Source organism: Spirosoma validum (assembly GCF_014699035.1).
Classification (GTDB): Bacteria; Bacteroidota; Bacteroidia; order Cytophagales; family Spirosomataceae; genus Spirosoma; species Spirosoma validum.
On record NZ_JACXAA010000008.1, the window covers coordinates 140,832 to 167,249 of the forward strand.

Consider the following 26,418-nt stretch of genomic DNA (forward strand, 5'->3'; position numbering starts at 1 on the left):
AAATTAAGAGGGTTCGGCTGAACAAGTTGCTGCTTTTTTTCGTACCATCTTTAACGCTATACTAACGAAATTATGAACGCAACGGAAGTCCGCAACAATACCCACCGGCATCGTTTTGAATTAGAAACCGATGGTAAACTGTCGATCGTCGTCTATGAGAACGTCGATGATGAAACGCTCGCACTGGTCCATACCGAAGTAGACCCCAGTCTGGAAGGGCATGGGATTGGCTCGAAGCTGGTCGAAGGAGCATTACAGTATATTGAGGAGAATAACCTTAAAATCGTCCCTCTTTGCCCGTTTGTTGAAACGTATCTAAAACGCCACCCGGAGTGGAATCGGGTTGTATCAACGACCTATAAAACCAGCGATTTCTGAAGACCCCAATGAACCGTTTTTTGCTTGCTCTGGCTCTGTTGACGCTTATTCGCGTCGATACATTTGGTCAATTGGCGAATTATCGTGTGTTTTTTGGTGTCACAACGCGTAAGCCTCAGCAGGTGGTGCTACGTCGGTGGCAGCAAAACACGCAAACTCGCTACCTGGTCCTTAATCCACAAACACTCGAAACGTCGGTTATGCCGCTTTTAGCAGATGGTGTTAAGGTATTACCCTGGAACAGCGTATTGAAACAGGTTAGTCCGACACCGTATGGCCGAGCCATGCATGCTGAGCAGCAGCGCGATAGTAATTTGCAGGATGCGGGTATTGAACGAACGGACACAACCGAGCGCGGCTTCAGTCTGACCGTCGATCTTTGTCCGTCGACAAAACCGTTGACGCGTTCGGTCTTTGAGCAATTGATCCGTGCCTTTGAGCCAGAAGAAAAACCAATTCCTGTAACCATTACCATTACGGGACTCTGGATGGAAAGCCACCCGCAGGATCTGGATTATCTGAAAAGCCTAGTCAGTCGGGGAGAGCTGGCTATTACGTGGGTGAATCACTCATACCATCATCGATACAATCCTCAACTGCCACTGCCCGCCAATTTTCTGCTCGAAGCGAATACGAACCTAAGTGATGAAGTACTCCTGAACGAACAGGCTATGCTGCAACGTGGCCTGACACCGTCTATTTTCTTTCGCTTTCCAGGTCTGGTTTCCGATAAAGCTGTATTCGACAGGATTCTGGCGTTTGGCTTGCTACCCATTGGGAGCGATGCCTGGCTAGCCAAAAATCAGCCACCTAAACAAGGAAGCCTGGTGTTGATTCATGCCAATGGCAACGAACCATTGGGCATTACGGATTTTATTAACCTGATACGGCAGAAATCGCCAGCCATCGAAAACAAAACCTGGCTTCTTTACGACCTCCCCACCAGTCTGGCGAAAGAGAAGTAAGTGCCTTGAGTAAAACATCGCCACGGTTTGCGTAGCCTCCTGACTAGGCCAAACTGTCGACCAGGTTATTTACTTTTCCCTTTTCTCCAGGTCTTCGATTTTTTGGCGGAGTTGGCGCACTTCGTCAATCAGTGTTTTCATGTTGTTATCCGTCTGCTGCTGATCATCTTCCACGAAAAAATTAGCCACGTAACCTGTAAACGTACCGAATAAACCGACCCCCGCTACCATCAGAACTGCTGCAATGAGTCGCCCGAACGTAGTAACCGGAAATTTGTCGCCGTAGCCAACAGTTGTGATCGTTACAAACGCCCACCACAGCGCATCGGAGGGGGTTTTGATATTCGCTTCGGGAACCCGTTCGACGTAGAGAATGGCAATGGCGCCAAAAATCATCAGCAGAACAGAGCTGAGTAAGACAACCGCCAACGTACCATTAGCCCGATCGCGGAAGAGGTAGTTCAGAAAATCGCGAATGGAACGAAACGAACGGACCATGCGCAGAATACGGAATACACGGACTAATTGCCCTAGTCGGAACCAGTCTAAAGCCGGAATGCTGGCGATTAGGTCAATCCAGCCCCAGCGCAGAAATTCCCATTTGTCAGGCGCCCGGTACAGGCGTAGAAAGAAATCATACAAAAAATAAAGGCAGATGCCCGTGTCAATCTGGTCGAGGATTTCCCGCCCTTGCTTATCAATCGGAATCAGTTCCCGGACCAGCAACGCGATGACCACATAAATCGACAACACCAGCATGATGACCTGATGAAGCGTTAGTTTTGTCGTCACAGGCTTTTTGAGGGTATTCATGATTTTGGCGGCTTGGGTGGGTGAACGGGCGAAATGCGGTCGCCTTTCTTTACCCAACGCCAGACATCGGTAAGCAGCGCCGGGTAAAATGTGATGCCGATGCTATAATAGCTCCCGTTGAAATTCTGGTCGATAGCCGTCTGGAATACGGCCACCCGATAACCGATTTGCGCACTTAAACCCACCCATCGTGTTGCCTTCCATTGACCGTATACACCCACCTGCGCGGGCACCAGAAAATTTCGTCGGGTTCGATCAACCGGCATGTTCTGACGAAGGTTCGTAGGAAGGGCATAGGCAATACCGCCACCAAGCTCGACTGGCACACTAACCATCCATTTTTTATTGTTCGTCATGTTCCACCAATACATGACGCTCAGATACCACATGTCGGTTCGGGTATAGTAATCCAGATTGATACGCCGGGCCGCGTCACGTCGCCAATCAATTAGCCTCAGGTACGTAGCGTAATTAATCCAGTAATAACCCAGAGTCAGTTGATGGCGTTTAACGCCAAACTCAATACCAGCGTTCACTCCCCAGACGTTAACGTGCTGACTTTCAAGGAATGAGTCCCGAAAATCGAGGTTGAAGGCTGGCCTGATTCTGGGACGTACCGGGTGCAGCGTATCAGCCGACGTAAGCGAATCAAGTCGGGGTGCTAAAAGTGAAAAGGCGAGTAGGCAAGCGGCAATCATGATGCTTCACTAACCAAAAAAAACGGTTTGGGTTTACGTAGTGATCAAAACTCAACGTGCGTACGTAAGGCGAACAAATTTACGGAGCCGCGATCTCCGTTGTAGCCCGGATGCTGAACCAGTTGATAATCTAACGTTAAGTAAAGCGTGTGCGCCAGCCGGGCTTTGTAAAAGATTTCGAGACTGTGTTCGGGTTTGTAGTTCGGCAAACGTCCGTCGCCCAGCATAAAACCCGATCCGCCCGCGTTCAGAAAAGCGGCATGATCGGCCGAAATTCCGTTCTGCGCTACGGCAATACCCGCAACATCATTTTCACGCTGCCAGCGCGTGCCGCCAATATACGCACCCAGTGTGAAACTTCGGTCGATTTCGGTAAATGCCCAGGTCGCCGTTCGGCCGTTGTTCCAGCTCGCCCGGGCAAAAAGTCCACCGATAGCACCAAGGGGCTGCTCAGCATTTAAACCAAATCCGTATTTAACCCCACCGTAATCCGTTCCGGTAAGAATATACGCGGGCTCAGTTGGATAAGTACCTGCCTGTAGCAATTGCGTGGCCGACGCGTAGGTTGGCGCTTTTGTTACGTTGCGGAACGCCAGCAAACGCACGGTGCCTGCCCGACGTAACAGCCTGAACGCATGTTCGAACTCAAGGGTCAGTGCGTTATTTTTAGCGATAGTCCAGTCCAGTACGTTGCCGTTTGCAACAGTGGGCATGAGGGAAGCCGCAGCCCGAACCGCATAGGTTGGGCGGATGTACTCGACCGCCAGTCCCCAGGTGTAACCACGCGTATTGGCCGGGTAATCCCATGCGCCCATGTTCATGAGCGACCAGTTAAGAAACTGGCTTCGTGGGTCGTGGGCATACGAATTGTTATCAAACATGTCGGCAATGGAAAATTTGCCGGCCGTAATGACCATGCGGGAAGCGGGGATCGATTCTTCAACCTGATTAGCCTCTGATTCAGCGTCTTTCGAATCGCTTCGGCCAATCGGAATAATCTGCTCGATGTAAAACCGGGCTATGTACAGAGCTGGTCGGGCGCTACCAATCCGGAAGGTTTCACCGTTCGGGAAACCGGCAATCCCTACGGCGGGTACATACAGGCTTTCATCATTGGGCGACTGACTATCCCGATGGCCAACCCCACGTCCACCAGCCAGTTCAGGGTTTACGTACACTGCGGCACCGCGCCACAAACGGCGTCCCAGAAAAAGGGTTGTCGTAACCGAAAGGGCTGTATCGGGTTGTTCGCTCAGTGTATTATGGCCGTCGTAACCTGCACCGTTGAAACGAGTGTGCCCCTGCGCGATGGTGGTAAACTGAAAATGAAGACTCCAGTTTTTTAGCGAATCGAGATAATTGTTGTTATTATCTTGCTGAGCCTGAACGGTTTCGGGTAGTAGGGGTAAAATCAGGCAAAACCAACGTAGCAGAGTTCGGTCGTGTAGCATAAATACGTTACTCGAAAAAATGAACAAGTGTTTGTTCACAACCCCGATTTAAGAAGATAGCCTACGCCCGTAGCGGTATGGATGAGTTTGTGCTCAAATTCCCGATCTATTTTCTTGCGGAGAAAATTAATGTAGACCTCTACTTTATTGGTGTTACAGATCGCATCGTTATCCCACACTTTCGCCAGAATCTGCGATTTCGAGACAACCCGCCCCGCATTCTCAACCAAAAACGTCAGGAGCTGAAATTCGCGGGCGGTCAGGCTAATCCGTTTGCTGGCGCGGTAGGCAACTTTTTCGGCAATGTTCAGCTCCAGATTATCGATGCTTAGAATAGTAGGTGAGTTGAAACCGCCTGTTCGGCGTCGGTGCAGCGCGTAAATACGAGCAAGTAATTCGTCGGGATCGCACGACCTGACGACGTAATCATCGGCTCCGGCATATAGACCCTTGACTATGTGGGCGGAGTCCTTCCGGGTCGAGATGAGCATAACCGGCGTTGAGTCGTTTTCCTGGCGCAGTCGTCGGATTACGTCAAACCCGTCCATACGGGGCAGTTTTGTATCCAGTAAAATCAGATCAAATCGACCGTGTAAAGCGATGGCAAGACCCGTATAGCCATCGGTGGCTACTTTAATAATGTACTGACGCTCAACCAGAAGTTGATGCAATGCATCGAGGTATACAGGATCGCTTTGAATCAATAGAATTTTCATACGCCGATAACGATCGGTTTAGTTTTGGCCGCTAAAGTGTCGCGTCAACTTTAAAAGCGATTTAAAGACGAATTAAATCTCATTTAAAAAGGAGCTTTAGCCACTAAGTATTTCTACCCGGATTGGCAGGGAACAGAGGTGAACGGCACAATCAGTCTTTTTAAGGAAGAATTAATAACCCTTTAATAGCACCTTAACGGCCACGTGGCTACTTGCCGCCACAATAAGCCGGATTCTAGTTTATTCTGTGTTTCAATTATGTCTCGTCCACGAATAGTTTCCCTTTTTAGTGTCGGTCTTCTGTTGAGCTGGCTAAGTATTTTTTCACCTCTTTCCGCGCAAACACCGGCCCAGGTCAATACAACCCCTATTGATACCGTTCGGCAGAGCCTGCCCCAACTCGAACAGCAGTTTCTGGAACGTAATTTTCAATTGTTGGCGCAACGGTACCAGGTCGATATTGCTGATGCCGCTATCACACAGGCTGGTCTGCGTCCGAACCCAAATTTGTGGTTTCAGGGAAACTTATATAATCCCAACACACAAAAATTTTTGCAATACGGGGCTCCCTCACAGGCCGATAAAGATGCCGGTACCTACAACAGTGGTTACTATGCGGTGCAACTGCAGCAGGTAATTCTACTGGCAGGCAAACGCAGCAAACTGGTAGCTCTTGCCGAAAGTAACCGCTCGCTGGCGAAACTGGCTTTCCGTGATATCATGCGTACGCTTCACTATCAACTTTATACGACCTACGCCAATCTCTATTACGATTTACAGGTAGTTCGCCTGTTCGATGACGAACTAGCGCGGCAACAACGCTTGCTCGAATCGTATCGGATTGCGCTTCGGACAGGGGGCGTAGCGCCGTATGAAGTAACCCGGCTTGAGGTAGCCATTCGGGACCTTCAGGCCAACAGCGCGAATTATCATACGCAGATTGCCGATGAGCAGGCAACCCTGCGGGTGCTGCTACGTCAGCCCAACAAAACGTTCATTCTGCCCACCGAACTTCCTGCGCTGCAAACGAATCTCCCTGCACTGGCTACGGCACTCGACTCGGCCCAGACCAATCGACCCGACATTGGCCTGTCGCAGGAACAGATCAATAATGCGCAACGTAGTCTGGCGCTGGAAAAAGCTCGCCGGACCCCCGATTTGACAACGGGTGTATTTTTTGAGAAATATGGAAACGCGTATAACAATTTTGTGGGCTTTCAGGCCTCTATGGATTTGCCCATCCGAAACCGAAACCAGGGAGCCATCCGGTCAGCCGAAACGACGCTCAAAAGCGTAACGAGTGGCCTGGAAAATCAGCAGACCATTGTGCAGAGTGACGTACTGAATGCCTACGATAAGCTAAACACGTATTATGATCAGTTAAATGCCCGGCCCGAGGGCTATCTGGATCGAATTCAGAATATTTCCGTCGAAGCAACCAAAGCTTACAATGCCCGCACGATTGGTTTGCTGGATTATCTGGACAAAATCCGGACCTATCAACAGGCGCAGCTGAATAACATTAACCTGCTCAATAATCTTTATAATACCCAGCAATTGCTGAATTACACAACCAACACCCGTTTCTTTTAACTTCATGAAAAAGGTAATGTTCATCGTGGCCACGGCAGTGGTCCTGGGAGCCTGTGGCCGTAAAAATCCGGAGACGGAGAAAGTGCCAACTTCAACCGCTGATTCAACAAGCAGCTATTTGACCGATTCAGTACGTCGGATGAACCCCGAAGCCGAATTGACGTTGAACGGCACCGTTACGTTTGACCAGGACAACGTTGTGCGGGTGTTTCCGCTGGTGAGTGGTAACGTTCAGAAAACAACGGCTTCGCTGGGCGCTTACGTCCAGAAAGGACAGGATCTGGCGCTGATCCGCTCAGGCGATATTTCAACCTATACGAATGACTACCAGGCGGATAAGTCGGACCTGGAAGTAGCGGAACAGCAATTAAAAAACGTATCCGCGCAGTATAAGTCGGGGTTTGCATCGGAAACGGATTTCCTAACGGCTAAAAATAACGTTAAAAAAGCGCAGGATGAATTGAGCAAGTCATCGAATATTCTACGGGTATACGGCGGCAGCACGGCCGGAACGGGTCAGCCTTCTTTTGCGGTAAAAGCACCGATTGCAGGTTACATTGTTGAGAAAAACGTGAATACCGGTCAGGATTTGCGATCCGACAACCAGAATCCGCTCTATACCATTTCGAGTCTTCAGCAAATCTGGGTGATGGCAAACGTGTATGAACAGGACATTCCCGAAATTAAACAGGGGCAATCGGTTGATATTCAGGTTCTGGCCTATCCTGACAAAACCTTCAAAGGGGTCATTAGTAATGTCAGCAGTGTGCTGGATGAGCAGGCACGGGTCCTGAAAGTACGTATTGTTCTGGACAACAAAGATGGGTTGCTGAAGCCTGATATGTTCGCCACGATTCATGTCCATCTGCCTCATACGGGCGAGTCCGGGGGCGGTGAAGCGCTGGCTGTTTCGCAGAAAGCCGTTGTCTTCGACCGTGATCATTACTACGTCATTGTGCAGACAGGAAAAGACAAATACGAAGTCCGGGAAGTGAAAGTACTGCGCAATACGACTCGCTACGCCTTTATCGAAGGGGGTAACCTCAAACCCGGCGATACCATCGTGACGGAAGGTAGCTTGTTGTTATACAATGATTTAACGGACTAAATCAATGATTGAATGATTGGGTGCCTTAATGGTTGAATACGCTTCTTTGCCAAACCATTCACTCATTCGATCATTTCCTCATTCTACATTACTCTTCCCATGAACAAGTTCATTCGCAGTATAATCACCTTCGCGCTGACGAACCGGTTTGCTGTTTTTTTCGGTATCGCGATTATTATTGTCGGTGGGGTAGTCGCTTTTCTCAACACGCCCGTCGAAACCTTCCCCGACGTAACAAATACGAACGTTATTGTCATCACGCAGTGGCCGGGTCGCTCGGCGGAAGAAGTTGAGCGGTTCGTTACGTTGCCGCTCGAAACCGAACTAAACTCCGTACCGCGTAAAAGTACCCTTCGGTCGGTATCGCTGTTTGGGTTGTCGGTCGTTACGATGATCTTCGAGGATGGCGTCGACAATTTTACAGCCCAAACCAACGTAGCGAACCGGATTGCCGCCGTCGATCTGCCCGATGGCGTATCCGCCGAAGTCGAGCCACCGTACGGACCAACGGGTGAGATTTACCGCTTTACGCTGGAGAGCAAGACAAAGGACGTAACGGAACTCAAAACTCTTCAGGACTGGGTTATCGAGCGTCAGATCAAAAGTGTACCGGGGATTGCCGACGTCGTGAGCTTCGGGGGTAAAGTAAAAACGATCGAGGTTGATCTGAACCCGACATTGCTGGCTAACTATGGATTCACGGCCATCGATGTCGATCAGGCAATTCAATCGAGTAACATCAACGTTGGGGGCGATGTCATCAAACAGGGGAACCAGTCGCTGGTCGTGCGGGGTATTGGCTTACTGACCAAACCTGAGGACGTAGCGGGGATCATCATCGACAACGTCAATGGCGTACCGATCAAAGTCCGGGACGTCGCCACGGTGAAGGAAGGCTTTCAACCCCGGCTGGGCATTGTCGGTCGCGACAAACAGGACGACGTCGTGGAGTGTATCGTGGTGATGCGCAAGGGCGAAAACCCAAACGATGTGATTCCGGCACTGAAGGACAAGATTAATGAACTGAATACGAAAATCTTGCCTAAAGACGTCAAAATCAAGACGTTCTATGACCGCACTACCCTTAACAATTACACCTTACATACGGTTGGCGAGAACGTATTGACGGGTATTTTCTTAGTAACGCTCATCCTGTTAATCTTCCTGGCTGACTGGCGTACTACCCTCACCGTCGCCATTGTCATTCCGTTGGCGTTGTTGTTTGCCTTCATCTGTCTGCGGGCCAAAGGCATGACCGCTAACCTGCTCAGTATCGGTGCGTTAGACTTCGGAATTATTATTGACGGCGCCGTCGTGATGGTTGAAGGGTTGTTTGTGATGCTGGCCCATCGGGCCGAGAAGATGGGCATGATGAAATTCAACCGACGCGCTAAACTAAGCTGGATTGTTCAGAATGCGACGGAACTGGGCAAATCGATTTTTACCTCGAAAATTATCATCATCACGGCTTTGCTCCCGATTTTCACGTTCCAGAAAGTTGAAGGTAAACTGTTCAGTCCGCTGGCTTGGACCATTGGGTTTGCGTTAACAGGTTCGCTGATTGTGAGTCTTACACTCATTCCGTTGTTGTGCAGCCTGCTGTTGAACAAGAACGTCCGCGAACGGCATAATCCCGTGGTTAGTGGGCTGGAGCGGGCTTACGTACCGGCGCTTAACTGGGCTATTCGCAAACCTGCTTCCATTATTGCTATTGCGTTGGGCGCACTGGGCTTCTCGCTTTACCTGTTCCTGTTTCACATTGGCTCGGAGTTCCTGCCGCAGTTGAATGAGGGCTCAATTTACGTGCGGGCGAGTTTACCTTATTCTGTCGCGCTGGACGAAAGCTATGCCTACACCCGCAAATTCCGGGCGATTTTTGAAGAGTTTCCCGAAGTTCGGGGTGTTATTTCGCAGACGGGTCGCCCAAACGACGGCACCGATCCAACGGGCTTCTTCAACAATGAGTTTTTCGTTGACCTGTACCCAAAAGAAGAATGGAAGCGTGACATTACGAAAGATGAGCTTGTCGCGCAGATGCAGAAAAAACTGGCTCGGTTCCGGGGTGTTTCTTTCAACTTCTCGCAGCCCATCTCCGACAACGTAGAAGAGGCCGTATCGGGGGTGAAAGGCTCCATGGCCATAAAAATCATCGGTCAGGATTTGAACGTACTGGATAAAGAAGCGACAAAAGTTTTCAACGTCATGAAAACTGTACCGGGTGTAAGCGATCTGGGTGTGTTCCGCAACCTGGGCCAGCCGGAATTTCGAATCATGCTCGATCCGCAAAAACTAGCGCTGTATAACGTACCCACCGACGTAGCTCAATCGGTCATTGAAACAGCCATTGGCGGTAAAACCGTAACCCAGTACTACGAAGGCGAACGACACTTCGATATTAAAGTGCGTTACGATGAAAAATTTCGGTATTCACCCGAACTGATTGAAAACCTGCTGGTTCCCACACGGTCAGGCAGCAAAATCCCGCTTAAAGAACTGGCTGATATCGGTACGCGTTCGGGGCCCGCGTTCGTTTACCGTGAAAACAATGCCCGATTTATTGCCATTAAGTTCTCCGTACGTAACCGCGATCTGGGCAGCACCATTGCTGACGCGCAGAAACAGGTAGGGGCGAAGGTTAAATTGCCCGAAGGATTTCAGATGCGCTGGGCGGGTGAGTTTGAGAACCAGACGCGGGCGGAGCGCCAACTGGCGATTGTAGTACCGATCAGCATCACGATCATATTCCTGATTCTGCTGTTCACGTTTGGCAGTGCGCTGGATGCTACGTTGATTATCCTGAACGTACCGTTTGCGCTGATCGGTGGCATGCTGGCGCTCTGGCTGACCGGCATTAACTTCAGCATTTCGGCGGGGGTAGGATTTATCTGTCTGTTTGGCGTATCGGTGCAGGACGGCGTTATTCTGATTAACCGGTTTAAAGAAAACCTGCATAATAAACTGCCAATCAGCGAAGCCATTCGCGAAGGGGCCCTGACGCGGGTACGACCGGTAGTTATGACGGCCCTCATGGCCTCCCTTGGTTTATTACCCGCTGCGCTTTCGACGGGGATTGGCTCTGAAACCCAGAAACCGCTGGCCACGGTCATGATCGGTGGCCTGATGACCTGTACGGTTCTGTCGCTGCTGATTCTGCCCGTTACGTATGAACTGATTCACAGCCGCCGGGCGCGGAAAGAGTTGGCCCGGCACGAGTCGAAAGCGGTTGAGATGCCGCATCATCCGCAATAAAACCGAAGAGGGGGCAGGTTTGAGAGCCTACCCCCTCTTCGGTTTTATTGCTTTATCCATTCCTTAAAACTAGCTGGACGTTGTTTCAAATAACTGTAATAAACACCCAGCAACGTATTGAGAAATACTCCGCTTAGTAAAATAGAGGTTTTACCCTTTAGGGTTGGCGAACCGAGCGTGATCACGCTCGTTATTCCCCAGACAATGACCATGCTGATAACGATTAGCACCTGTTTAATTCGTAGCATATTCTCCTGATAGATTACGCGTGCTCAGGTACGGTCGCCTGATTTTTGCGAAGTTGCTTCGTCGTTTTCCGGGACCCATCATGACTCCAGCCCGGCGGACCAAAAATATAGCCTAAGGCAGTACGTAGTGATTTGGCCCGGCGAATGTCCTGACTAATAGCCGTCCATTCGTGAAAGGCGATACGTACTGGATTATGGGAATTGATGTTGGTCGTCAGACCGTAAGTCGGTCGATTCCGTTCCGGCTCGAAGGTGCCGAACAGGCGATCCCAGATGATGAGAATGCCCGCGTGGTTTTTATCCAGATAATCCAGATCAGAACCATGATGGACGCGATGATGAGAGGGCGTATTGAAAATAAACTCGATCGGCGCGGGAAGTTTATTAATGAGTTCCGTGTGAATCCAGAACTGATAGAGTAAGCTGATGGCTTGCATGGTCATTACCGCTACGGGCGAAAAGCCGATCAGGGGTAACCAGACCCAGAAAATAAAAGCGCCGGAGATATTCCCCGTCCAGGTTTGACGTAGCGCCGTACCCAGATTGTATTTCATGGAGGAATGGTGCACGACGTGAGAAGCCCAGAAATACCGGCTGCTGTGACTAATTCGGTGAAACCAGTAGTAACTGAAATCGTCGGCGAAAAATAAAAGTAGCCACGCCCACCATTGGGTCATATCAATGGTAAACAGACGAAATTGGTAGACGAACGAATAAGCGCCAAAAACAATGACTTTTCCCACCAAACCAATAATAACATTGCCAATTCCCATGGATAGGCTACTGACCGTGTCTTTGGCATCGTAATAATCTTTCTGCTGTTTTGCCGTGATGATGACTTCGGTTACCAGCAGAATGATAAAACCGGGAATAGCGTATTGAATCAGATCTCTCATATTATTTCTGATTTTTATGCAAGTTAACGCCTAATTTACGGCCAATCAAAAGTCAAAGATCATTATCACCGTTGGATGAAATGATTAAAAACGTTTTAATACATTTGTCGGGAATTTTACTGTCAATTCGTTAATAATATGCTAACATCACTACGTTCCTTACTAGTCCTTTTACTTTTGGCAGGTAGCATTTTTTCCTGCATGGACCATCAATCCCGCCCAATATCTCCCTTAAAAGTGCGGTTGAAAACAACGGATAATGTTAATTTCGGAGGCTTCCCATTTAAAACAGAGTACAACTATGATGCAAACAACCGAGTAACGTCTTTTACTACGTCGATAGGGTCTAAAGGCGTGTATCAGTATGATGAACAGAACCGTTATAAACTGTTTGACTATTACCCGAATGCCTCAGACCAGACAGTCGCCGAAGAAACCTATTTTGTTTATAACACAAGCGACAACAATTTTCAGGCAAATACGGGTGTTCTTCGAAATGGCTTTTTTGAAGGTGTCCGGGAGTCGCGTAACTACATACTTAATGCCAATAAGCGGGTCTTACAATTTACGGGTTTTGCCAACATGATATATAATGGAGAAGTTTACGACTACACAGGGGATAACATAACTAGCGTGGGTTTTGTATCAACTCGTGTCGTTGAAAAATATAACTATGAATATGATGATAAACCCAATACGTATTATGGGCTAATTGCACCAGACATTAGTGGGCTACGACGGTTTAGCAGAAACAACGTAACGAAAATTATTAGGGATAATGATAAGGTAGTCATTGCTGAATATACATACGAATATAACGCTCAAGGTCTACCCACGAAAATGAAGGAGAAGAATGGTCCTGGCCAGGTGATCTATACCTACGAGTCGTATTAGTTGCCGAAAAAAGACTAAAAAAGAAGGCCCAGATGAATTCATCTGGGCCTTCTTTTTTAGAATAAAACAGCTTACCGGTTCATTGAGATCAGGAACTCTTCGTTGTTACGAGTGCCTTTCATGCGATCAAGCAGGAAATCCATTGTTTCCATGGGATTCATGTCGGCCATATGCTTCCGCAGAATCCAGACGCGCTGTAAGGTCTCTTTGTCTAGTAATAAATCTTCGCGACGTGTTCCTGATGCCATTACGTCAATGGCTGGATACACCCGCTTGTTGGCTAACTTTCGATCAAGTTGGAGTTCCATGTTACCAGTGCCTTTGAATTCTTCAAAGATCACCTCATCCATTTTTGAGCCAGTGTCAATCAGGGCGGTAGCAATGATCGTCAGCGAACCGCCATTCTCTACGTTTCGGGCCGCGCCGAAGAATCGTTTCGGCCGATGCAGTGCGTTGGCATCTACACCACCCGACAGGATTTTACCGGACGAAGGCACGACCGTATTGTAGGCCCGCGCCAGACGTGTAATGGAATCCAGCAAAATCACTACGTCATGACCACACTCTACCATTCGTTTCGCTTTTTCAAGTACCATGCTCGACACTTTCACGTGACGGTCGGCCTGCTCATCAAACGTTGAGGAGATCACTTCCGCATTTACGCTACGTGCCATGTCGGTTACTTCTTCCGGACGTTCGTCAATGAGCAACACGATTAGATAAACCTCTGGATGGTTCTTCGTAATAGCATTAGCGATTTCCTTCAACAAAACCGTTTTACCCGTTTTAGGCTGGGCAACAATCATACCGCGTTGCCCTTTACCGATAGGAGCAAACAAATCCAGAACACGCGACGAATAATTTTCGGGACGGTTGCTAAGGTGAAGTTGCTCTTCAGGGAATAACGGGGTTAAATATTCGAATGGAATCCGGTCGCGGATTTCTTCCGTTGTTTTTCCGTTTACGGTTGAAACACGTAACAGGGCAAAGTATTTTTCGCCTTCTTTCGGTGGTCGGATGGCTCCACGTACCGTGTCACCCGTTTTAAGACCAAACAGCTTGATTTGTGAAGGCGATACGTAGATATCATCCGGGCTAGCCAGGTAATTGTAATCCGCTGAGCGAAGGAAACCATAGCCCCCATCCTGCATAATTTCCAGAACGCCCTCATTGTCGATGATGCCATCAAACTCACGAATGTGCTGATTATACTGACGACGGATGCGATTCTGATACTCCTGCGCTTCGCGTGCAGGCTGTTGAAGCTGTGGCTGCGATGATTGTCCTGTTTCAGGCTGCGGCTGTTGCTCCGTTTGGGCTTCATTGGGAGCGGCTGGCGTTTCAACCGCTGCATCGGTAGCCGACGCGGCAGGCTGTTCGGCCGTCGTTTGCATGTTAGCCGCATTATCGTCAGAAACAACCGTTGGGGTCAGAAACTCTTCGTCGGGCTGACCACCATAATTGATTGCTAGTTCATCGGTGACAACACGCTGTGTACGTGGACGTTGATCGCGTCGTTGGAGATTATCCCGTTGATTGCCGAAACCGGCGCCATTGTCGCGGGTAGTACGCTCACGGGATACGTCGTTCCGATCTCGGTTTGTGTCGAAACGTGGCCGTGAATCACGTGCCCCCTGTTGATTTCCCTCAGGACGTGGACTACGAGACTGATTTTGATCTGGGCGCACGTTGCGGTCGTTACGCGGATTTCCGGACCGTATGTTCCGGTCCGCTGGATTCACACTGCCATTACCATTGTATCGTTCACGACTGTTGTCATTCCGATCCCGAATGGGTTGGCTTCCGTCAGCTGCACTTTCGCGATTCTCATCGGAAGACTGGGCTGGCGCAGGAGTTGCGTCGGCAACAGGTGTTTCAAGCGATTGGTTTTCAGTGGCTTGGGTTTCAACGGGCGTAATCGACTCTACTACGTTCGCTGGGATTTCGGCAACAGAACTGTCAACTACAGGAACAGGAGCGCTCTCACGACGGGCGCGTTGGCGAACCGGGACGCTACGTTCAGACACTACGGTCGTGGGATCAGCCGTCTCTGTAGCTGTTTCTGGTTGGGAAACTGAGGCCGCTTTTGGCTGACGGCTACGCTTTGGCGTTTTTTCAGCAGATGCCGTTTCATCGGTTCCTTCCGGCCCCGGTCGTTCGGATTGCTGTTTTATTATTTCGTAAACCAGTTTTTCTTTCGTGAATTTACTAATGTTACGAATGCCGAATTGTTCGGCAATAGGGTGAAGCTCCGAGAGAAGCTTCATATCTAATTCTTCTTTTTTAAACATACAGGTCAGGTTAGTAATAAACCTTAAAATGACCGCTTGGGCGGTAAGGATGGAAGTTGGGGATCGTTGAAATAAGAAACGGCTGTATTGGCAGGCGGATAAGCAAACCGAAGTAAGCCAGATTGTGGGGCGGCTACTGATTGATAAATCAAATTAACCTTAACAGATTGTATAAAATTACGAGACGAAACTACTAGCAAAAGTATGAACTGGGATGATAGACCTATTCCAAACAGATCTGTCTGGTGGGGCCAGACGCGGTGGTTATCAAAACGCTTGGAAACGGACAGTTTGCCATTGCGACGGTCTGCCGTAGCTTTGGGCTGCTTTGCTGGAAATACTACCTACCACCGGATTGATGGTACAAATGTAATACGCTGATCCGGCTTTGTCAAGATAACATATTTCCGGGCGAAAGGTTTCCGGGTTTTCTATAAAATTGTTGGTAGAGCTGGTTCGTGTAAAAATGGGTCAGGAATTGTTTGCCGTTAAAAATCCTTAAAACGCCAGAGAATACCAAATATTGCTCATTAAATCGACGTTGACTGCTCGTAATACATAATGATCGATACGTATCATACACAAAATAAGGGGAAGCGAAATCTGGTTATAGACTGGGGTAATTCAAGTCTGAAAACAGCCTGGTTCGATGATGATTCATTAGTGCAAACAGGCCGTTACAGTACGTGGGAGGATTTGTTAAACGCCCTGGATAAACAGACAGTAGGTCATGTTCTGGTATCGTCCACAAGCCGACCTGCCGATGAAATTCGCGCTCAACTGATGCCTATAACGACTAATTTTTTAGTCTTGGACAGTCAAACGTTTGTGCCCATACGCAACGCTTACGACACCCCTACAACCCTTGGAGCCGATCGATTGGCCGCGGCAGTAGGAGCAACGGCATTGTTTCCGGGTCAGCCTTGTCTTGTGCTTGATCTGGGTACGTGTTTGACTGCGGATTTTGTTGATCAACAGGCTGTGTTTCAGGGCGGACTAATTTCGCCAGGAGTACGGATGCGTTTTCGGTCTATGCACGAACAAACAGCGCGACTGCCTTTGGTTGAAACACCAGTTGAGTGGCCTGTCTTGCAGACAAAGAATACGCGGCAGGCGATGCAGAGTGGTGTGCTAAATGGATTACTGTTTGAGATGAATGGTATTATCGAGACGTATCGCCAGGAATACCCTAATATTGTTGTGCTGGCTTGCGGTGGCGATATGCCTGCCTTTGAAAGTCGTTTGAAACCCCCGATATTTGCAGTGCCCGAATTGGTGCTGATTGGATTGAATCGAATTTTACGCTATAATGTTGATAATTTACAAGCGAATACGCCAGACATTACTACCTAGTTTGCTGGCTGTTGCCGTGACATCGCCGGTAATACTGGCGCAGGGATTAGGGAACTCACCCTATTCAGCTCTGGGTATTGGAGAGTTATATAGCTCAGGTAACGTAACAAATATGGGAATGGGCGGTGTTGGTATCAGCAATGCCAGTTCATTCTATCTGAATTTACAAAACCCTGCTTTACTGGCTCGTCGGACACGCTTCACTGTTTTTGAGGTAGGCCTGATTGGCGAAACAAAAAGTCTTAGTCAATACGTAAGTAACAGCTTGCAGAGCCAGCGAGCCACAGCTGGTAATCTAGGCTATTTGGCACTGGCATTTCCCGCCAATTCGCGATGGAATATAGCCGTAGGTCTGAAACCATATACTTACGTTAATTACAGCACGCAGCAAAGAACAGCTATACCCGGAGAAACGTATACGGCTGAATACAATTATACAGGGAGTGGAGGCTTGAATAAAGCGACGTTTTCCAATGGAGTCCGTATCACAAAAAATATATATGCTGGTGTAGAAGCGTCCTTTCTGTTTGGAAACATTACGTATTCATCTGATTCAAAAGTTAATACGGATGTTACACAGACAGATGTAAGTGTTACGCACCTGAATCGGGTGAACTATAGCGACGTTGTCTGGAAGTTAGGAGCAGCCTGGCGTCCGAAGCTGAGTGACAACTGGACGCTGAATCTCGGCGCAACCTACGATCCGCAAACGCGTGTTAAAGCTACTCAGACCGATATTTACCAGAAGAACTACATTGGGGCAATAGCCGATACACTACGTCTTAATTCGGATAGCCGGGCAACTTTCCCGCACCAGATGAACTTTGGTATTAGTCTGGAAAAGAATAATACGCTCCTGGTTGGGGTGGATGTTGGGTTTCAGCAGTGGAGCCAGTTTCGTACGCCTGACAATAGATCGGGTAACCTGATGGATGGGATGAACATTGCCGCGGGGGTAGAATACACGCCTAAAGCTAATTCGAACCGCTATCGGGATCTGATTACATATCGATTAGGCTTTCAATACAATCGCCTTCCTTATTCAGTTAATGGCCAGCAAATCAATGACATCAATGGTAGTCTAGGACTATCGCTACCACTAGGCTCTTATTTGGTTAATCATGTGTCTTTAGCTATTGTTGGTGGTCAACGGGGCGTATTGACAGGCACGCAAATTCGGGAACAATATGTTCGATTGGCCCTGGGTTTCTCGTTGAACGACTGGTGGTTCCGCAAGCAGGTCATTGACTAAATTTAATGAAGAATGAAGAATGATGAATTGGCAGAAAAGTGGAGAAAGAGGAATAACTCATTCACGAGTTGGCTACTTTGCACAGCACGGCATTCATTACTCATCATTCTCAATGCTTCATTTCTGTTTGTCGCCTGCGAACAACCAAAGCAGGTTAAGAAGGTAATTCCCTACAGCGGCCCTATTGAAGAGATCAATGATGTAAAATTGCTGTATAGCGAGGCTGCTCTATTGAAGGTAAGACTAACGACGCCTAAACAGTTACGTTATCTTAACGATAATCGACGCTATCCGAAGCCTGTTAACATCGTTTTTTATGGCCCTGCCGGAGAGGAAGTGACAACGCTACGTTCTGACTCAGGCCGTTATGATAAGGCAAAAGATATATACGTTGTAACGGGTAACGTAGTAGTTATTAATAAGCAGAAGCAGGAAAAGCTACTTACTCCTGAACTGACCTGGAATCCAGTTACCAAAAAGGTTTATACGGAAAAACGAGTGACTGTACTCAGCCAGTTAACCGGTGAAAAACTGTACGGAATTGGTTTAGACGCTAATCAGGATTTTTCCAAATATGCTATCCGTAAAGTGACCGGTGTTTTCAATGTACAGGGAGGTATTTAGTGAGCTGCTGATCACCACATCCAGTACGTACCAACTGACAGCTCATTTTTTACATTTCTCCAGAATCGGCGTTATCTGCTTTACCCCCGTCACTTTCGTTTCGTTACTCCACTCGTTGTAGATGTACGTAACTAATTCCGCCACTTCAAGATCGCTGAGTTGCGGTTGAGGAGGCATAGGCCGGTTATAGGGTTTGCCATTCACGACAATAGGTCCCTGCTGCCCATACCGAATCAAACAGATCACTGCGTTTTTGTCCGCTAAAAAATCAGATTTCGCTATGGGAGGGTACAGGGCGGCCAGTCCTTCGCCTTTGTTCTGGTGACAGTTAGCACAGTTGTTTTTATATACCAGAATACCTTCGGTGATATAGCGCTGTCGTTTTATTTCTTCTTCACTCTGACAGGCTGAAAAAGCAGATACTATAGCCAGAACTGTTACTAAACCAGCGAATCGCATCATGATTTATATTCAGCCAGCAGCCGGTCAATATCCTTCATTAGTTGGTCAACACCGGCTTCGGTCGTTCCGTCATAAATGCCCCGAATATGCTTTGCTTTATCGACCAGAATAAACGCCCCACTATGAACCGCCCCACCCGGTGCTGACGGATCAGACTGGGCGGTTACCAGATAACTATCCTGCGCAATATCGTAGATTTTTTCGCGATCACCGGTGACGAATAGCCATTGCCGACCCGTTACGCCAAGATTGTCAGCAAATTCCTTCAATACAGAGACCGAATCGTGGTCAGGATCGATGGTGTGCGAAAGCAGCATTACGTCGGGCTTATCCTTAAATTTTTCATAAACCCGCTTCAACTGCACCTTCATCTTGGGACATATCGTTGGGCAACTCGTGAAAAAGAAATCCGCTACGTAGATTTTATTGTCAAGCGTTCTGGCTGTTACAGTATCACCATATTGGCTGACAAAGCGAAAGTCTGGAATGGATTGGTAAACTGAATCCGTTACCGATTTGCCATTCACCATTTTTGTAACGGCTTCACGCTGTCCCAGAATGGGAAGTTTTTCATTCGTCGGACCACAGCCCCATGAAATCGCTACTAAACCGACTAATAAAAGGGAAGGCTTATTTTTTGCCCAGAAATTGAGTGGCTTGCTCAATACTGGCATTAACTTTTGTCTGAACATCCGTAATTTGATCTTTTTGGGCACCTAAATACTTTAGAGCCTCATCTGACGATAATTTGGCAAGCGTATCTCCATTATAACGGCTCATCCAGTTCATCATCAAACTGTCAGCAACTTTTAAATTGCGACTTAAACGCATAGCCTGATCTCGATCTTCATCGATTCGAAGGGTGCCAGAAGCGGTTCCAGTTGCTTTAATGCTATCCAGTGAAGCGATATGTAATTTTAACTGTTTTTGAAGTTTAAGCATATTCCCCATTTTGGGCATAACCTCATCGTGAATGGCAAATACTTCATTTTCGGTATCTTTTACTTCATCGCCCTTAGAACTACAGGACCAGCAGCTACTAGTAAACAATAAACCAACAATCATAATCGTAAATTTGTGCATACAGTAAGGGGAAAGAGTAGTATTAAACAATCAGGAGCCTAAGCTCTATAAGAGCTGTGTAACGGACTTTAACTATAACGTCAGACATCACTTTATAGTTACTGCACGTTGTTTTATGATTTCGCGAGCGTTTTTGAGCGCACTAGCGGACGGATTGTTACCGCCAATCATCTGGGCAATCTCATTGATGCGCTCGTCGAGGGAAAGCTTTTTGATACGACTAACAGTTTTGTCGGCCGAATGGTCTTTGTAGACAAAATAATGCGCCGTGCCCTGGCCGGCTATCTGATGCAAATGAGTAATGGCGATAATTTGGTGATTATGTGCCATGTCGCGCATCATATTGCCCATCTTAATCGCAATTTCGCCCGAAACGCCCGTATCAATTTCATCGAATACAATGGTTGGGAGCGATCGTTTGCTGGCCAGAATGTATTTGATGGCCATCATTAATCGAGAGAACTCACCACCCGATGCTACGTTCTTCAATTGTTGAGGCTTAATTCCCTTATTGGCGCTGAACAGAAACGAAATCATATCGACACCTGTTGGCGTGGGTTTCGTTTTTTCAGATGCTATTTTCAACGATGCATTGGGCATACCCAGATCGTGTAACAGGCTACCAATTTCTGACTCAATGGCTGCGAGCACAGCTTGCCGGGACTCCGACAGCACTTCGGCGCTAGTCTGGAGTTGCGTACGGGCCGCTTCGGTCTGGGCTTTTGCGTCCGCCAGCGCGTCGTCCAGATTAAGCACTTTGCTTACCTTCTGACTCAGCTCGTTACGTAAATCGATGAGACCTGCTACGTTTTTAGCCTGGTGTTTAGTCTGGAGTTGATAAAGCAGATTTAACCGTTCACGAATGGATTCAGCACGGGTGTCGTCTATCTCGACACGGTCCTGTTCGGTGCTGATCTCATCCGCCAAATCGCGCAACTCGATCAAACTACTCTGAGCCCGCTGTTGCAATTGCTCATATTGGTCGGATAACTTGCTGATATAAGCCAGGTTACTGACAGTACCCTTGAGAAAGTCAATAACGGACTGTTCCGTATTGTCTAAATACTCATAGGCTAGTTGCAGACGCTCTTTAATTTCTTCCGCGTTTTCGAGAATGTTGATCTCCTGCTCAAGCGATTCCTGCTCATCGGGCTGAAGTTGTGCTTTGACAAGTTCTTCGTACAGAAAATTATTGTAATCGAATTCTTTTCGCATCGACGCGGCCTCAACCTGAAGCTGATCGTAATGCAATTTTTTGGTTCGATACGTCTGGTAATCAGCTCGGTAGGCACGTAGCAAATTGTCGTTCTGCGCATACGTATCAACGATCTCCAATTGATATTCGTTAGAGCCAAGCAACACGGAGTCATGCTGTGAATGGATATCCATCAACTGACTCGTTACCCGTCGAAGCGTTTCCAGATTGACGGGCGTATCGTTAACGAACGCCCTTGATTTTCCGCTAACGCCAATTTCCCGACGGACGATGCAGGTTGAGGAATAGTCTAATTCTTCATCCTCAAAAATCTGCTCAATAATATACCCTGATACGCCAAACGTACCTTCGATAATGCACTTCTGCTCAGGATTATAGAGCACGCGGGTATCTGCCCGGTTGCCAAGTAGCAACCCAATGGCTCCCAACATAATTGACTTGCCTGCTCCCGTTTCACCCGTAATGATATTCAGTTCACGATCCGGTGTAAGTTCGAGTTCGTCAATCAGTGCGTAATTTTTTATGAGTAAATGCGATAACAAAATCAGTGCGTAATTAACGGGTGTGAGCCATCAGCCGGTAGTCAATAAAGATCAGTAAATACGACGATGTATTATGATTAATACGATTGACTGACAACTACAGACTGGCGGCTAGCTACTGTCCTTCGGTGATTAATTTTCGGTAACTTTCGGTTTTAGCCGGATCTAAATAAGCCAGTAAATCAAAGGCCTGTTTACGTTCTGCCGGTGTGCCTTCATACAAAATGTTGTACAGCTCCTGCGATTTTGCATCGAAAAATGAGTTGATCAATACCGAGTTTGGTAACTGTAAGCCGATTGTACGAATTGTACTCAGCAGGGCTAACGTTTGTTTCCGCACCTGCACCGGATTAACCGCAAAAGCATCCAACCCCAACCGATGGTACGTGTACAACCCATCACGAAAGGGAAGCAACTGCTGGTTTTGCAAATTCTCGATTAGCCAGAAGCGATTACGTCGATCCCCACCCGTTTGCCAGGCAGCATTGGGTGAGCCTTGTTGCGCTAAATTCGTAATAGCATAGGCCCGCTGGATAAACAGATTCCCGCCCTGCTTACTGAACGTATCATAGTCGACAGCCAGAATCACGTTCGCGTAAAACGCCAGTAAGGACGTAAGATCGTCGGAGAATTGATTGTCGCGGAAATAAACGGGAGTTGTCGGTAGATAAACGAAGTTAAAGGATCGATCTACATAGCTAAAAATAGTCGTCTCGTAGTTCGTACCATAAACGGGGCGCGTCACAATAATCTGCGCGGTTGCCTCAAAAACCCCCTGCGTTAGGGACTTCACCAGATTAATATTCAGGGAGCAATTAATTCGTTCTGAAACGGCAAACTGATCGTTACTCCAGCGCCGGTTGTTCATAAATTCGGTGATAATTCCCTTTAGCTGACCTACGTAAGAGAAATCAGTTTTTTGTTGCGCAAAGAGCTGATCGGAATTGACCGTCACCTGACAATTCAGTTCCTGCGCCTGTGCGGAACTGAATAAACAGCATAGTACAGCTAAGACATATATTGCTTTCATTCGTGCTGATTCCGGGAGTCTGTGGGTTAGTTACTATGCATTGGGTTCCATCGCGTTGACTGACGACTTTTGGAATCTAAAAATTAACCGAAGTTAGTTTATGTCAGTCCCATCATTATGCCTTAACGATATTCCGGGACTGGAGTGTATTCGCAATCAAATTTACTAAATCCTGCGCTACTTCCTCTTTCGATTTGAGTGCAAATTCGTGGGTTTGTTCATCTTTATCAATAACCGTAATCTTGTTGGTATCGTGCCCGAAACCAGCACCCGCATCACGTAGTGAATTTAACACGATCCAGTCTAAATTTTTTCTATGCAGCTTTTTGAGAGCATTCTCGCGCTCGTTATCTGTTTCGAGGGCAAAGCCCATGAGTAGCTGTTCCGGGCCTTTCTGATTGCCTAACGTAGCAGCAATGTCAGTGGTTTTTGTCAGCTCAAGCGAAAAGACCGTTTCATTCTTTTTTATTTTCCGATCGGCGGGATGGGCAGGCGTGTAATCAGCAACGGCCGCATTTAGCACGACTACGTCGGCATCCGCAAAAAAGCCTTGCGTAGCCTCGAACATGTCCTGAGCTGATCGCACGTCGATACGTCGAATACTAGGATCGGGGATAGGTAGAGCCGTTGGACCACTTACCAACGTAACGTGAGCCCCTATTTTCGCAAAGGCGTTGGCGATGGCGTATCCCATTTTGCCGGTCGAGTGATTACTAATATAACGGACAGGGTCAATTGGCTCCTGCGTTGGCCCAGCCGTAATGAGAATCTGCTTTCCCGCAAGAACGTTTATGCCCTCGCTCTGAGCCGTATCCGCTCCAAAATAATTAGTGAGCACAGTTACGATCGTTTCCGGTTCGGCCAACCGTCCTTCGCCTACCAGACCACTGGCTAGTTCGCCATGTTCAGCCTGAATCAGATGATTACCAAAGGATTCGAGCCGACGTAAGTTGTCAACAGTAGTGGGATGATGATACATGTCGACGTCCATAGCGGGTGCGAAAAACACCGGACAGCGGGCCGACAAATAAACGGCTGATAGAAGGTCGTCGCATAAACCCGTAGCAAAGCGGGCCAAAGTACGTGCTGATGCGGGAGCCACTACAAGAGCATCGGCCCATAGACCTAACTCGACGTGATTGTTCCAGCTACCCGTTTCACTCGCAACAAACGTTGATAAGACAGGCCGCTTTGACAACGTTGCCAGTGTCAGCGGAGTAATAAAAGCCTGGGCCGACTCCGTCATAATCACCTGTACGTCAGCGCCAGCCTTAACCAGCAACCGTACCAACAGCGCCGATTTGTAGGCAGAAATACTACCTGTCACACCCAGAATAATTCGTTTGCCTGCTACTGACATGTGATTCAGCGGTCGTTAGGTATCAGCTTAAGGACTTATTAAAACGTCATGACCGCACGGTAATGAATATCGTGCGGTCATGAAATAAATAAAATGGCATGCATTACTGCTGAACGTCCTCGTCATTATAGCGCCAGTAAACTTTACCATCCAGAAACTCATCGGTTGCAATGGAGGTAGGTTTCGGCATGCGCTCGTAAAATTTCGAGATTTCGATCTGTTCACGGTTTTCGAAGACTTCCTCGAGATTATCAACCGCTGAAACGAACTCTGACAGTTTGTTGCTGAGTTCCTCTTTGTTTTTCGTAGCGATCTGACGGGCACGTTTCGAAATGATTGAAACTGATTCGTACAGATTTCCCGTTTGAGCCGCAATTTTATCGTTGTTGCGGGTAATGATAGATTGATTCGTTGCCATAATTTAGTCGATAGTCATCAACCGATGGTTAATTATCAATAGGCGTTGTTAAGTATCTATTGACGAACAATTATCGGATTTTATTGATTTGATGCCGTCACTTTCGCAGGGGCATTCTTAAGTTTTTCTTTTTCCTTTTCGCGCTCTTTCTCTAATGTATCCAGGCGCTCGACTTCCTTAACACTTGTGTCGTACATTTTTTCGGCCTGCTTCAGAAACCGGCTGTTAGGGTATTTGTCGACAAATGCCTGATGATAACTGATCGCTTCCTGATAACGTTCCTTCTGTTTGGTCTCCAGGCTATTCTGCGCCAAGCTGAATTCAGCGTCAACCTTCAGAAAAGCCAGTTCTTCGTTGTACTCCGAATCAGGAAAATCTTTCTGAAAATTGTTGATCGAAATGACAGCTGATTTGTAAGAAGCAATATTAAAGCCGCTGGTTTTGTAATACAACCGGGCTTTCTCATAGGCTTTCCGTTCCAGCTTGCCACGCAAGTCCAGAATTAGCTTCGTGGCTTCGTCTTTATACTTACTGTCAGGATACGTATTAACAAAATCCTGTAGCGCTGAGGTTGCGGTTAGCGTGTTCGACTGATCCAGATTGAACGCAGGGGTGTCTTTGTACAGCGAATACGCGTACATATACATAGACTCCTCTACGTATTCAGAGCGGGCAAAAGTCTCGTAAAATTTCTTGAACAACGTACTACTAAGCAGATACTGTTGTTGTTGATACTGGGTGTAGGCGTAGTAAAACTGGGCCATTTCTGATTCTGTACTACCCTTAAGTACTGGAATCAGTTCTTCAAATAATAAACCAGCTTTGTACCATTCTCCCTTTTTGTAGTACTCAACGGCTCCTTTGTATTTTTCGTCATCAGTTCCACTTTTTTGCAGCTTTGAGAATGGACTGCAAGCTCCCAGCAGAAACGCTACACAAATCCCCAGTAGAACCTTAACAATGTGACGGTGTTGCATAAGTTTGCAAAGATACAAAAAAAATATAGGCTACACCGTTTAAACGACGATGTAGCCTATCATAGTACCAAAAATAATGAAGGATAGGTCCTGTTTATACAATTTTAACAAACAGGATATAATCTACTGGTGGCGAACGAGTAACCGTTTGGTTGCTACCTTATCACCATCCAGAGTAAGCTGATACAGATAATAGCCTGTGTCGAGGTTACGGGTTGCAATTCGAACCTTACGCTCGTTCCGATCGAGTTCATGGGAGGTTATTGGCGTACCTAATACGTTCAGTAGCGTTAATTTAGCTTCTCTAACTGACCCATTAAACTGATAATCTAATTCAGCCACTTCGTCAGCAGGGTTTGGATAGGCGTTAGACACCCACAATTTGTCACTGCTGTATAGGCTTTCTTCCTTAGTTTTAGTTTCCTGAATCACTGCTGGCCGTAAATCACTGGTAGCCGTGGATACGCTTTCGGTTGTCGCCGTCTTGGTTGTTGCTTTAGACGCTGATTTGGTCATTAGCAACGACCGATAATGCGCATTGATCGCTGTGTTTTTGTTCAGGGATATAGCCCGGTCGAGTCCTGACAAGCCCGGATTGGGTGTCATTTCAAATCGTTGAGAAGGCAAGGCTGGCGTAGTCGTCTTTCGGGTTGAAGCGGTTCGCCCCAGCTCGAGTCGGCTCCCCTTTCTGGCATCAGAATCTCGCTGGGCGACCTGCGCCCGGAGCGGGATTGTTGCCATTAGCAAGCCCGACACTACACCAATAAGTATAAATTGTTTCATAGAAGTCTACTACAGGTA

25 protein-coding genes are annotated in these 26,418 nt (G+C 47.6%); 9 read left to right on the forward strand and 16 right to left on the reverse strand.

The window, feature by feature from the left end; genetic code table 11:
* Positions 1 to 72 precede the first annotated feature (72 nt).
* Together IC230_RS20935 and IC230_RS20940 are read left to right on the forward strand one after the other, a co-directional pair.
* On the forward strand, positions 73 to 378 hold the full coding sequence (locus tag IC230_RS20935) for a GNAT family N-acetyltransferase (protein ID WP_191041005.1): 306 nt from the start codon (positions 73 to 75) through the stop codon (positions 376 to 378).
* An 8-nt stretch (positions 379 to 386) separates the two neighbouring features.
* Positions 387 to 1,343: a polysaccharide deacetylase family protein gene (locus IC230_RS20940; RefSeq protein ID WP_191041006.1), complete on the forward strand. Its 957-nt coding sequence runs from the start codon at positions 387 to 389 to the stop codon at positions 1,341 to 1,343.
* Positions 1,344 to 1,412: 69 nt separating this feature from the next.
* Here IC230_RS20940 and IC230_RS20945 read toward each other — a convergent pair whose 3' ends face one another.
* The 4 genes from IC230_RS20945 to IC230_RS20960 are packed head-to-tail and all read right to left on the reverse strand — an operon-like array spanning position 1,413 to position 5,021.
* Positions 1,413 to 2,156 carry an ion transporter gene (locus tag IC230_RS20945; protein WP_191041007.1) on the reverse strand — a complete coding sequence of 248 codons (744 nt, stop codon included), beginning with the start codon at positions 2,154 to 2,156 and terminating at the stop codon, positions 1,413 to 1,415.
* On the reverse strand, positions 2,153 to 2,854 hold the full coding sequence (locus IC230_RS20950; RefSeq protein ID WP_191041008.1) for a hypothetical protein: 702 nt from the start codon (positions 2,852 to 2,854) through the stop codon (positions 2,153 to 2,155). Before IC230_RS20950 ends, IC230_RS20945 begins: the two co-directional genes overlap by 4 nt.
* A 44-nt stretch (positions 2,855 to 2,898) precedes the next feature.
* Positions 2,899 to 4,305 carry a carbohydrate porin gene (locus tag IC230_RS20955; protein WP_191041009.1) on the reverse strand — a complete coding sequence of 469 codons (1,407 nt, stop codon included), beginning with the start codon at positions 4,303 to 4,305 and terminating at the stop codon, positions 2,899 to 2,901.
* Between the two features lie 35 nt (positions 4,306 to 4,340).
* Positions 4,341 to 5,021, reverse strand: coding sequence for a response regulator transcription factor (locus IC230_RS20960; RefSeq protein WP_191041010.1), 681 nt, complete (start codon positions 5,019 to 5,021; stop codon positions 4,341 to 4,343).
* A 258-nt stretch (positions 5,022 to 5,279) separates the two neighbouring features.
* Between IC230_RS20960 and IC230_RS20965 the strand changes: the two genes are divergently transcribed.
* The 3 genes from IC230_RS20965 to IC230_RS20975 all read left to right on the forward strand — a co-directional run bounded on the left by IC230_RS20965 (position 5,280) and on the right by IC230_RS20975 (position 10,971).
* Positions 5,280 to 6,614 (forward strand): TolC family protein, encoded by a 1,335-nt coding sequence (locus IC230_RS20965; protein WP_191041011.1) that lies wholly within the window; start codon positions 5,280 to 5,282, stop codon positions 6,612 to 6,614.
* 4 nt (positions 6,615 to 6,618) lie between these two features.
* Positions 6,619 to 7,722: an efflux RND transporter periplasmic adaptor subunit gene (locus tag IC230_RS20970; protein WP_191041012.1), complete on the forward strand. Its 1,104-nt coding sequence runs from the start codon at positions 6,619 to 6,621 to the stop codon at positions 7,720 to 7,722.
* 99 nt (positions 7,723 to 7,821) lie between these two features.
* Positions 7,822 to 10,971 carry an efflux RND transporter permease subunit gene (locus IC230_RS20975; protein ID WP_191041013.1) on the forward strand — a complete coding sequence of 1,050 codons (3,150 nt, stop codon included), beginning with the start codon at positions 7,822 to 7,824 and terminating at the stop codon, positions 10,969 to 10,971.
* Positions 10,972 to 11,015: 44 nt separating this feature from the next.
* On the opposite strand, the gene IC230_RS20980 is transcribed toward IC230_RS20975, so the two are convergent.
* Positions 11,016 to 11,219 (reverse strand): hypothetical protein, encoded by a 204-nt coding sequence (locus IC230_RS20980; protein WP_191041014.1) that lies wholly within the window; start codon positions 11,217 to 11,219, stop codon positions 11,016 to 11,018.
* Positions 11,220 to 11,233: 14 nt separating this feature from the next.
* Positions 11,234 to 12,115, reverse strand: a complete 882-nt coding sequence (locus IC230_RS20985; protein ID WP_191041015.1) for a sterol desaturase family protein — start codon at positions 12,113 to 12,115, stop codon at positions 11,234 to 11,236.
* Positions 12,116 to 12,316: 201 nt separating this feature from the next.
* Between IC230_RS20985 and IC230_RS20990 the strand changes: the two genes are divergently transcribed.
* Positions 12,317 to 13,009, forward strand: coding sequence for an RHS repeat protein (locus IC230_RS20990; protein WP_191041016.1), 693 nt, complete (start codon positions 12,317 to 12,319; stop codon positions 13,007 to 13,009).
* Between the two features lie 71 nt (positions 13,010 to 13,080).
* Here IC230_RS20990 and rho read toward each other — a convergent pair whose 3' ends face one another.
* Positions 13,081 to 15,300, reverse strand: a complete 2,220-nt coding sequence (gene rho, locus IC230_RS20995) for a transcription termination factor Rho (RefSeq protein WP_191041017.1) — start codon at positions 15,298 to 15,300, stop codon at positions 13,081 to 13,083.
* Between the two features lie 561 nt (positions 15,301 to 15,861).
* Between rho and IC230_RS21000 the strand changes: the two genes are divergently transcribed.
* From IC230_RS21000 to lptC, 3 genes are read left to right on the forward strand one after another with little or no spacing between them, the layout of a single operon-like run.
* Positions 15,862 to 16,653 carry a type III pantothenate kinase gene (locus IC230_RS21000; RefSeq protein ID WP_191041018.1) on the forward strand — a complete coding sequence of 264 codons (792 nt, stop codon included), beginning with the start codon at positions 15,862 to 15,864 and terminating at the stop codon, positions 16,651 to 16,653.
* Positions 16,610 to 17,905, forward strand: a complete 1,296-nt coding sequence (locus IC230_RS21005) for a hypothetical protein (protein WP_223860749.1) — start codon at positions 16,610 to 16,612, stop codon at positions 17,903 to 17,905. The genes IC230_RS21000 and IC230_RS21005 overlap by 44 nt, the downstream gene beginning before the upstream one ends.
* Before the next feature lie 12 nt (positions 17,906 to 17,917).
* Positions 17,918 to 18,529 (forward strand): LPS export ABC transporter periplasmic protein LptC, encoded by a 612-nt coding sequence (gene lptC / locus IC230_RS21010; protein WP_191041019.1) that lies wholly within the window; start codon positions 17,918 to 17,920, stop codon positions 18,527 to 18,529.
* Between the two features lie 42 nt (positions 18,530 to 18,571).
* On the opposite strand, the gene IC230_RS21015 is transcribed toward lptC, so the two are convergent.
* The 9 genes from IC230_RS21015 to IC230_RS21055 all read right to left on the reverse strand — a co-directional run bounded on the left by IC230_RS21015 (position 18,572) and on the right by IC230_RS21055 (position 26,400).
* Entirely contained in the window at positions 18,572 to 18,991 is a 420-nt protein-coding gene (locus IC230_RS21015) for a c-type cytochrome (protein ID WP_191041020.1), read from the reverse strand.
* A complete protein-coding gene (locus tag IC230_RS21020) occupies positions 18,988 to 19,665 on the reverse strand; it encodes an SCO family protein (RefSeq protein WP_191041021.1) in 678 nt (225 codons plus the stop codon). The genes IC230_RS21015 and IC230_RS21020 overlap by 4 nt, the downstream gene beginning before the upstream one ends.
* The gene (locus tag IC230_RS21025) at positions 19,622 to 20,074 is read right to left on the reverse strand and encodes a viral A-type inclusion protein (protein WP_191041022.1); all 453 of its coding nucleotides are present in this window, start codon (positions 20,072 to 20,074) and stop codon (positions 19,622 to 19,624) included. The genes IC230_RS21020 and IC230_RS21025 overlap by 44 nt, the downstream gene beginning before the upstream one ends.
* 87 nt (positions 20,075 to 20,161) lie before the next feature.
* Positions 20,162 to 21,832 carry a DNA repair protein RecN gene (gene recN / locus IC230_RS21030; RefSeq protein ID WP_191041023.1) on the reverse strand — a complete coding sequence of 557 codons (1,671 nt, stop codon included), beginning with the start codon at positions 21,830 to 21,832 and terminating at the stop codon, positions 20,162 to 20,164.
* 115 nt (positions 21,833 to 21,947) lie between these two features.
* On the reverse strand, positions 21,948 to 22,862 hold the full coding sequence (porD, locus tag IC230_RS21035) for a type IX secretion system protein PorD (RefSeq protein WP_191041024.1): 915 nt from the start codon (positions 22,860 to 22,862) through the stop codon (positions 21,948 to 21,950).
* 115 nt (positions 22,863 to 22,977) lie between these two features.
* Positions 22,978 to 24,222 (reverse strand): bifunctional phosphopantothenoylcysteine decarboxylase/phosphopantothenate--cysteine ligase CoaBC, encoded by a 1,245-nt coding sequence (coaBC, locus tag IC230_RS21040; RefSeq protein WP_191041025.1) that lies wholly within the window; start codon positions 24,220 to 24,222, stop codon positions 22,978 to 22,980.
* A gap of 103 nt (positions 24,223 to 24,325) precedes the next feature.
* On the reverse strand, positions 24,326 to 24,640 hold the full coding sequence (locus IC230_RS21045) for a DNA-directed RNA polymerase subunit omega (RefSeq protein ID WP_191041026.1): 315 nt from the start codon (positions 24,638 to 24,640) through the stop codon (positions 24,326 to 24,328).
* A gap of 80 nt (positions 24,641 to 24,720) precedes the next feature.
* On the reverse strand, positions 24,721 to 25,617 hold the full coding sequence (locus tag IC230_RS21050) for an outer membrane protein assembly factor BamD (protein WP_191041027.1): 897 nt from the start codon (positions 25,615 to 25,617) through the stop codon (positions 24,721 to 24,723).
* Positions 25,618 to 25,740: 123 nt separating this feature from the next.
* Positions 25,741 to 26,400, reverse strand: coding sequence for a T9SS type A sorting domain-containing protein (locus tag IC230_RS21055; protein ID WP_191041028.1), 660 nt, complete (start codon positions 26,398 to 26,400; stop codon positions 25,741 to 25,743).
* Positions 26,401 to 26,418 lie beyond the last annotated feature (18 nt).

What these genes read in the sequence shown, in the direction of transcription:
- IC230_RS20935 (WP_191041005.1), top strand. Translation starts at nt 73, where the DNA reads ATGAACGCAACGGAAGTCCGCAACAATACCCACCGGCATCGTTTTGAA.
- IC230_RS20940 (WP_191041006.1), top strand. Translation starts at nt 387, where the DNA reads ATGAACCGTTTTTTGCTTGCTCTGGCTCTGTTGACGCTTATTCGCGTC.
- IC230_RS20945 (WP_191041007.1), bottom strand. Translation starts at nt 2,156, where the DNA reads ATGAATACCCTCAAAAAGCCTGTGACGACAAAACTAACGCTTCATCAG.
- IC230_RS20950 (WP_191041008.1), bottom strand. Translation starts at nt 2,854, where the DNA reads ATGATTGCCGCTTGCCTACTCGCCTTTTCACTTTTAGCACCCCGACTT.
- IC230_RS20955 (WP_191041009.1), bottom strand. Translation starts at nt 4,305, where the DNA reads ATGCTACACGACCGAACTCTGCTACGTTGGTTTTGCCTGATTTTACCC.
- IC230_RS20960 (WP_191041010.1), bottom strand. Translation starts at nt 5,021, where the DNA reads ATGAAAATTCTATTGATTCAAAGCGATCCTGTATACCTCGATGCATTG.
- IC230_RS20965 (WP_191041011.1), top strand. Translation starts at nt 5,280, where the DNA reads ATGTCTCGTCCACGAATAGTTTCCCTTTTTAGTGTCGGTCTTCTGTTG.
- IC230_RS20970 (WP_191041012.1), top strand. Translation starts at nt 6,619, where the DNA reads ATGAAAAAGGTAATGTTCATCGTGGCCACGGCAGTGGTCCTGGGAGCC.
- IC230_RS20975 (WP_191041013.1), top strand. Translation starts at nt 7,822, where the DNA reads ATGAACAAGTTCATTCGCAGTATAATCACCTTCGCGCTGACGAACCGG.
- IC230_RS20980 (WP_191041014.1), bottom strand. Translation starts at nt 11,219, where the DNA reads ATGCTACGAATTAAACAGGTGCTAATCGTTATCAGCATGGTCATTGTC.
- IC230_RS20985 (WP_191041015.1), bottom strand. Translation starts at nt 12,115, where the DNA reads ATGAGAGATCTGATTCAATACGCTATTCCCGGTTTTATCATTCTGCTG.
- IC230_RS20990 (WP_191041016.1), top strand. Translation starts at nt 12,317, where the DNA reads ATGGACCATCAATCCCGCCCAATATCTCCCTTAAAAGTGCGGTTGAAA.
- rho (WP_191041017.1), bottom strand. Translation starts at nt 15,300, where the DNA reads ATGTTTAAAAAAGAAGAATTAGATATGAAGCTTCTCTCGGAGCTTCAC.
- IC230_RS21000 (WP_191041018.1), top strand. Translation starts at nt 15,862, where the DNA reads ATGATCGATACGTATCATACACAAAATAAGGGGAAGCGAAATCTGGTT.
- IC230_RS21005 (WP_223860749.1), top strand. Translation starts at nt 16,610, where the DNA reads ATGTTGATAATTTACAAGCGAATACGCCAGACATTACTACCTAGTTTG.
- lptC (WP_191041019.1), top strand. Translation starts at nt 17,918, where the DNA reads ATGAAGAATGATGAATTGGCAGAAAAGTGGAGAAAGAGGAATAACTCA.
- IC230_RS21015 (WP_191041020.1), bottom strand. Translation starts at nt 18,991, where the DNA reads ATGATGCGATTCGCTGGTTTAGTAACAGTTCTGGCTATAGTATCTGCT.
- IC230_RS21020 (WP_191041021.1), bottom strand. Translation starts at nt 19,665, where the DNA reads ATGCCAGTATTGAGCAAGCCACTCAATTTCTGGGCAAAAAATAAGCCT.
- IC230_RS21025 (WP_191041022.1), bottom strand. Translation starts at nt 20,074, where the DNA reads ATGCACAAATTTACGATTATGATTGTTGGTTTATTGTTTACTAGTAGC.
- porD (WP_191041024.1), bottom strand. Translation starts at nt 22,862, where the DNA reads ATGAAAGCAATATATGTCTTAGCTGTACTATGCTGTTTATTCAGTTCC.
- coaBC (WP_191041025.1), bottom strand. Translation starts at nt 24,222, where the DNA reads ATGTCAGTAGCAGGCAAACGAATTATTCTGGGTGTGACAGGTAGTATT.
- IC230_RS21045 (WP_191041026.1), bottom strand. Translation starts at nt 24,640, where the DNA reads ATGGCAACGAATCAATCTATCATTACCCGCAACAACGATAAAATTGCG.
- IC230_RS21050 (WP_191041027.1), bottom strand. Translation starts at nt 25,617, where the DNA reads ATGCAACACCGTCACATTGTTAAGGTTCTACTGGGGATTTGTGTAGCG.
- IC230_RS21055 (WP_191041028.1), bottom strand. Translation starts at nt 26,400, where the DNA reads ATGAAACAATTTATACTTATTGGTGTAGTGTCGGGCTTGCTAATGGCA.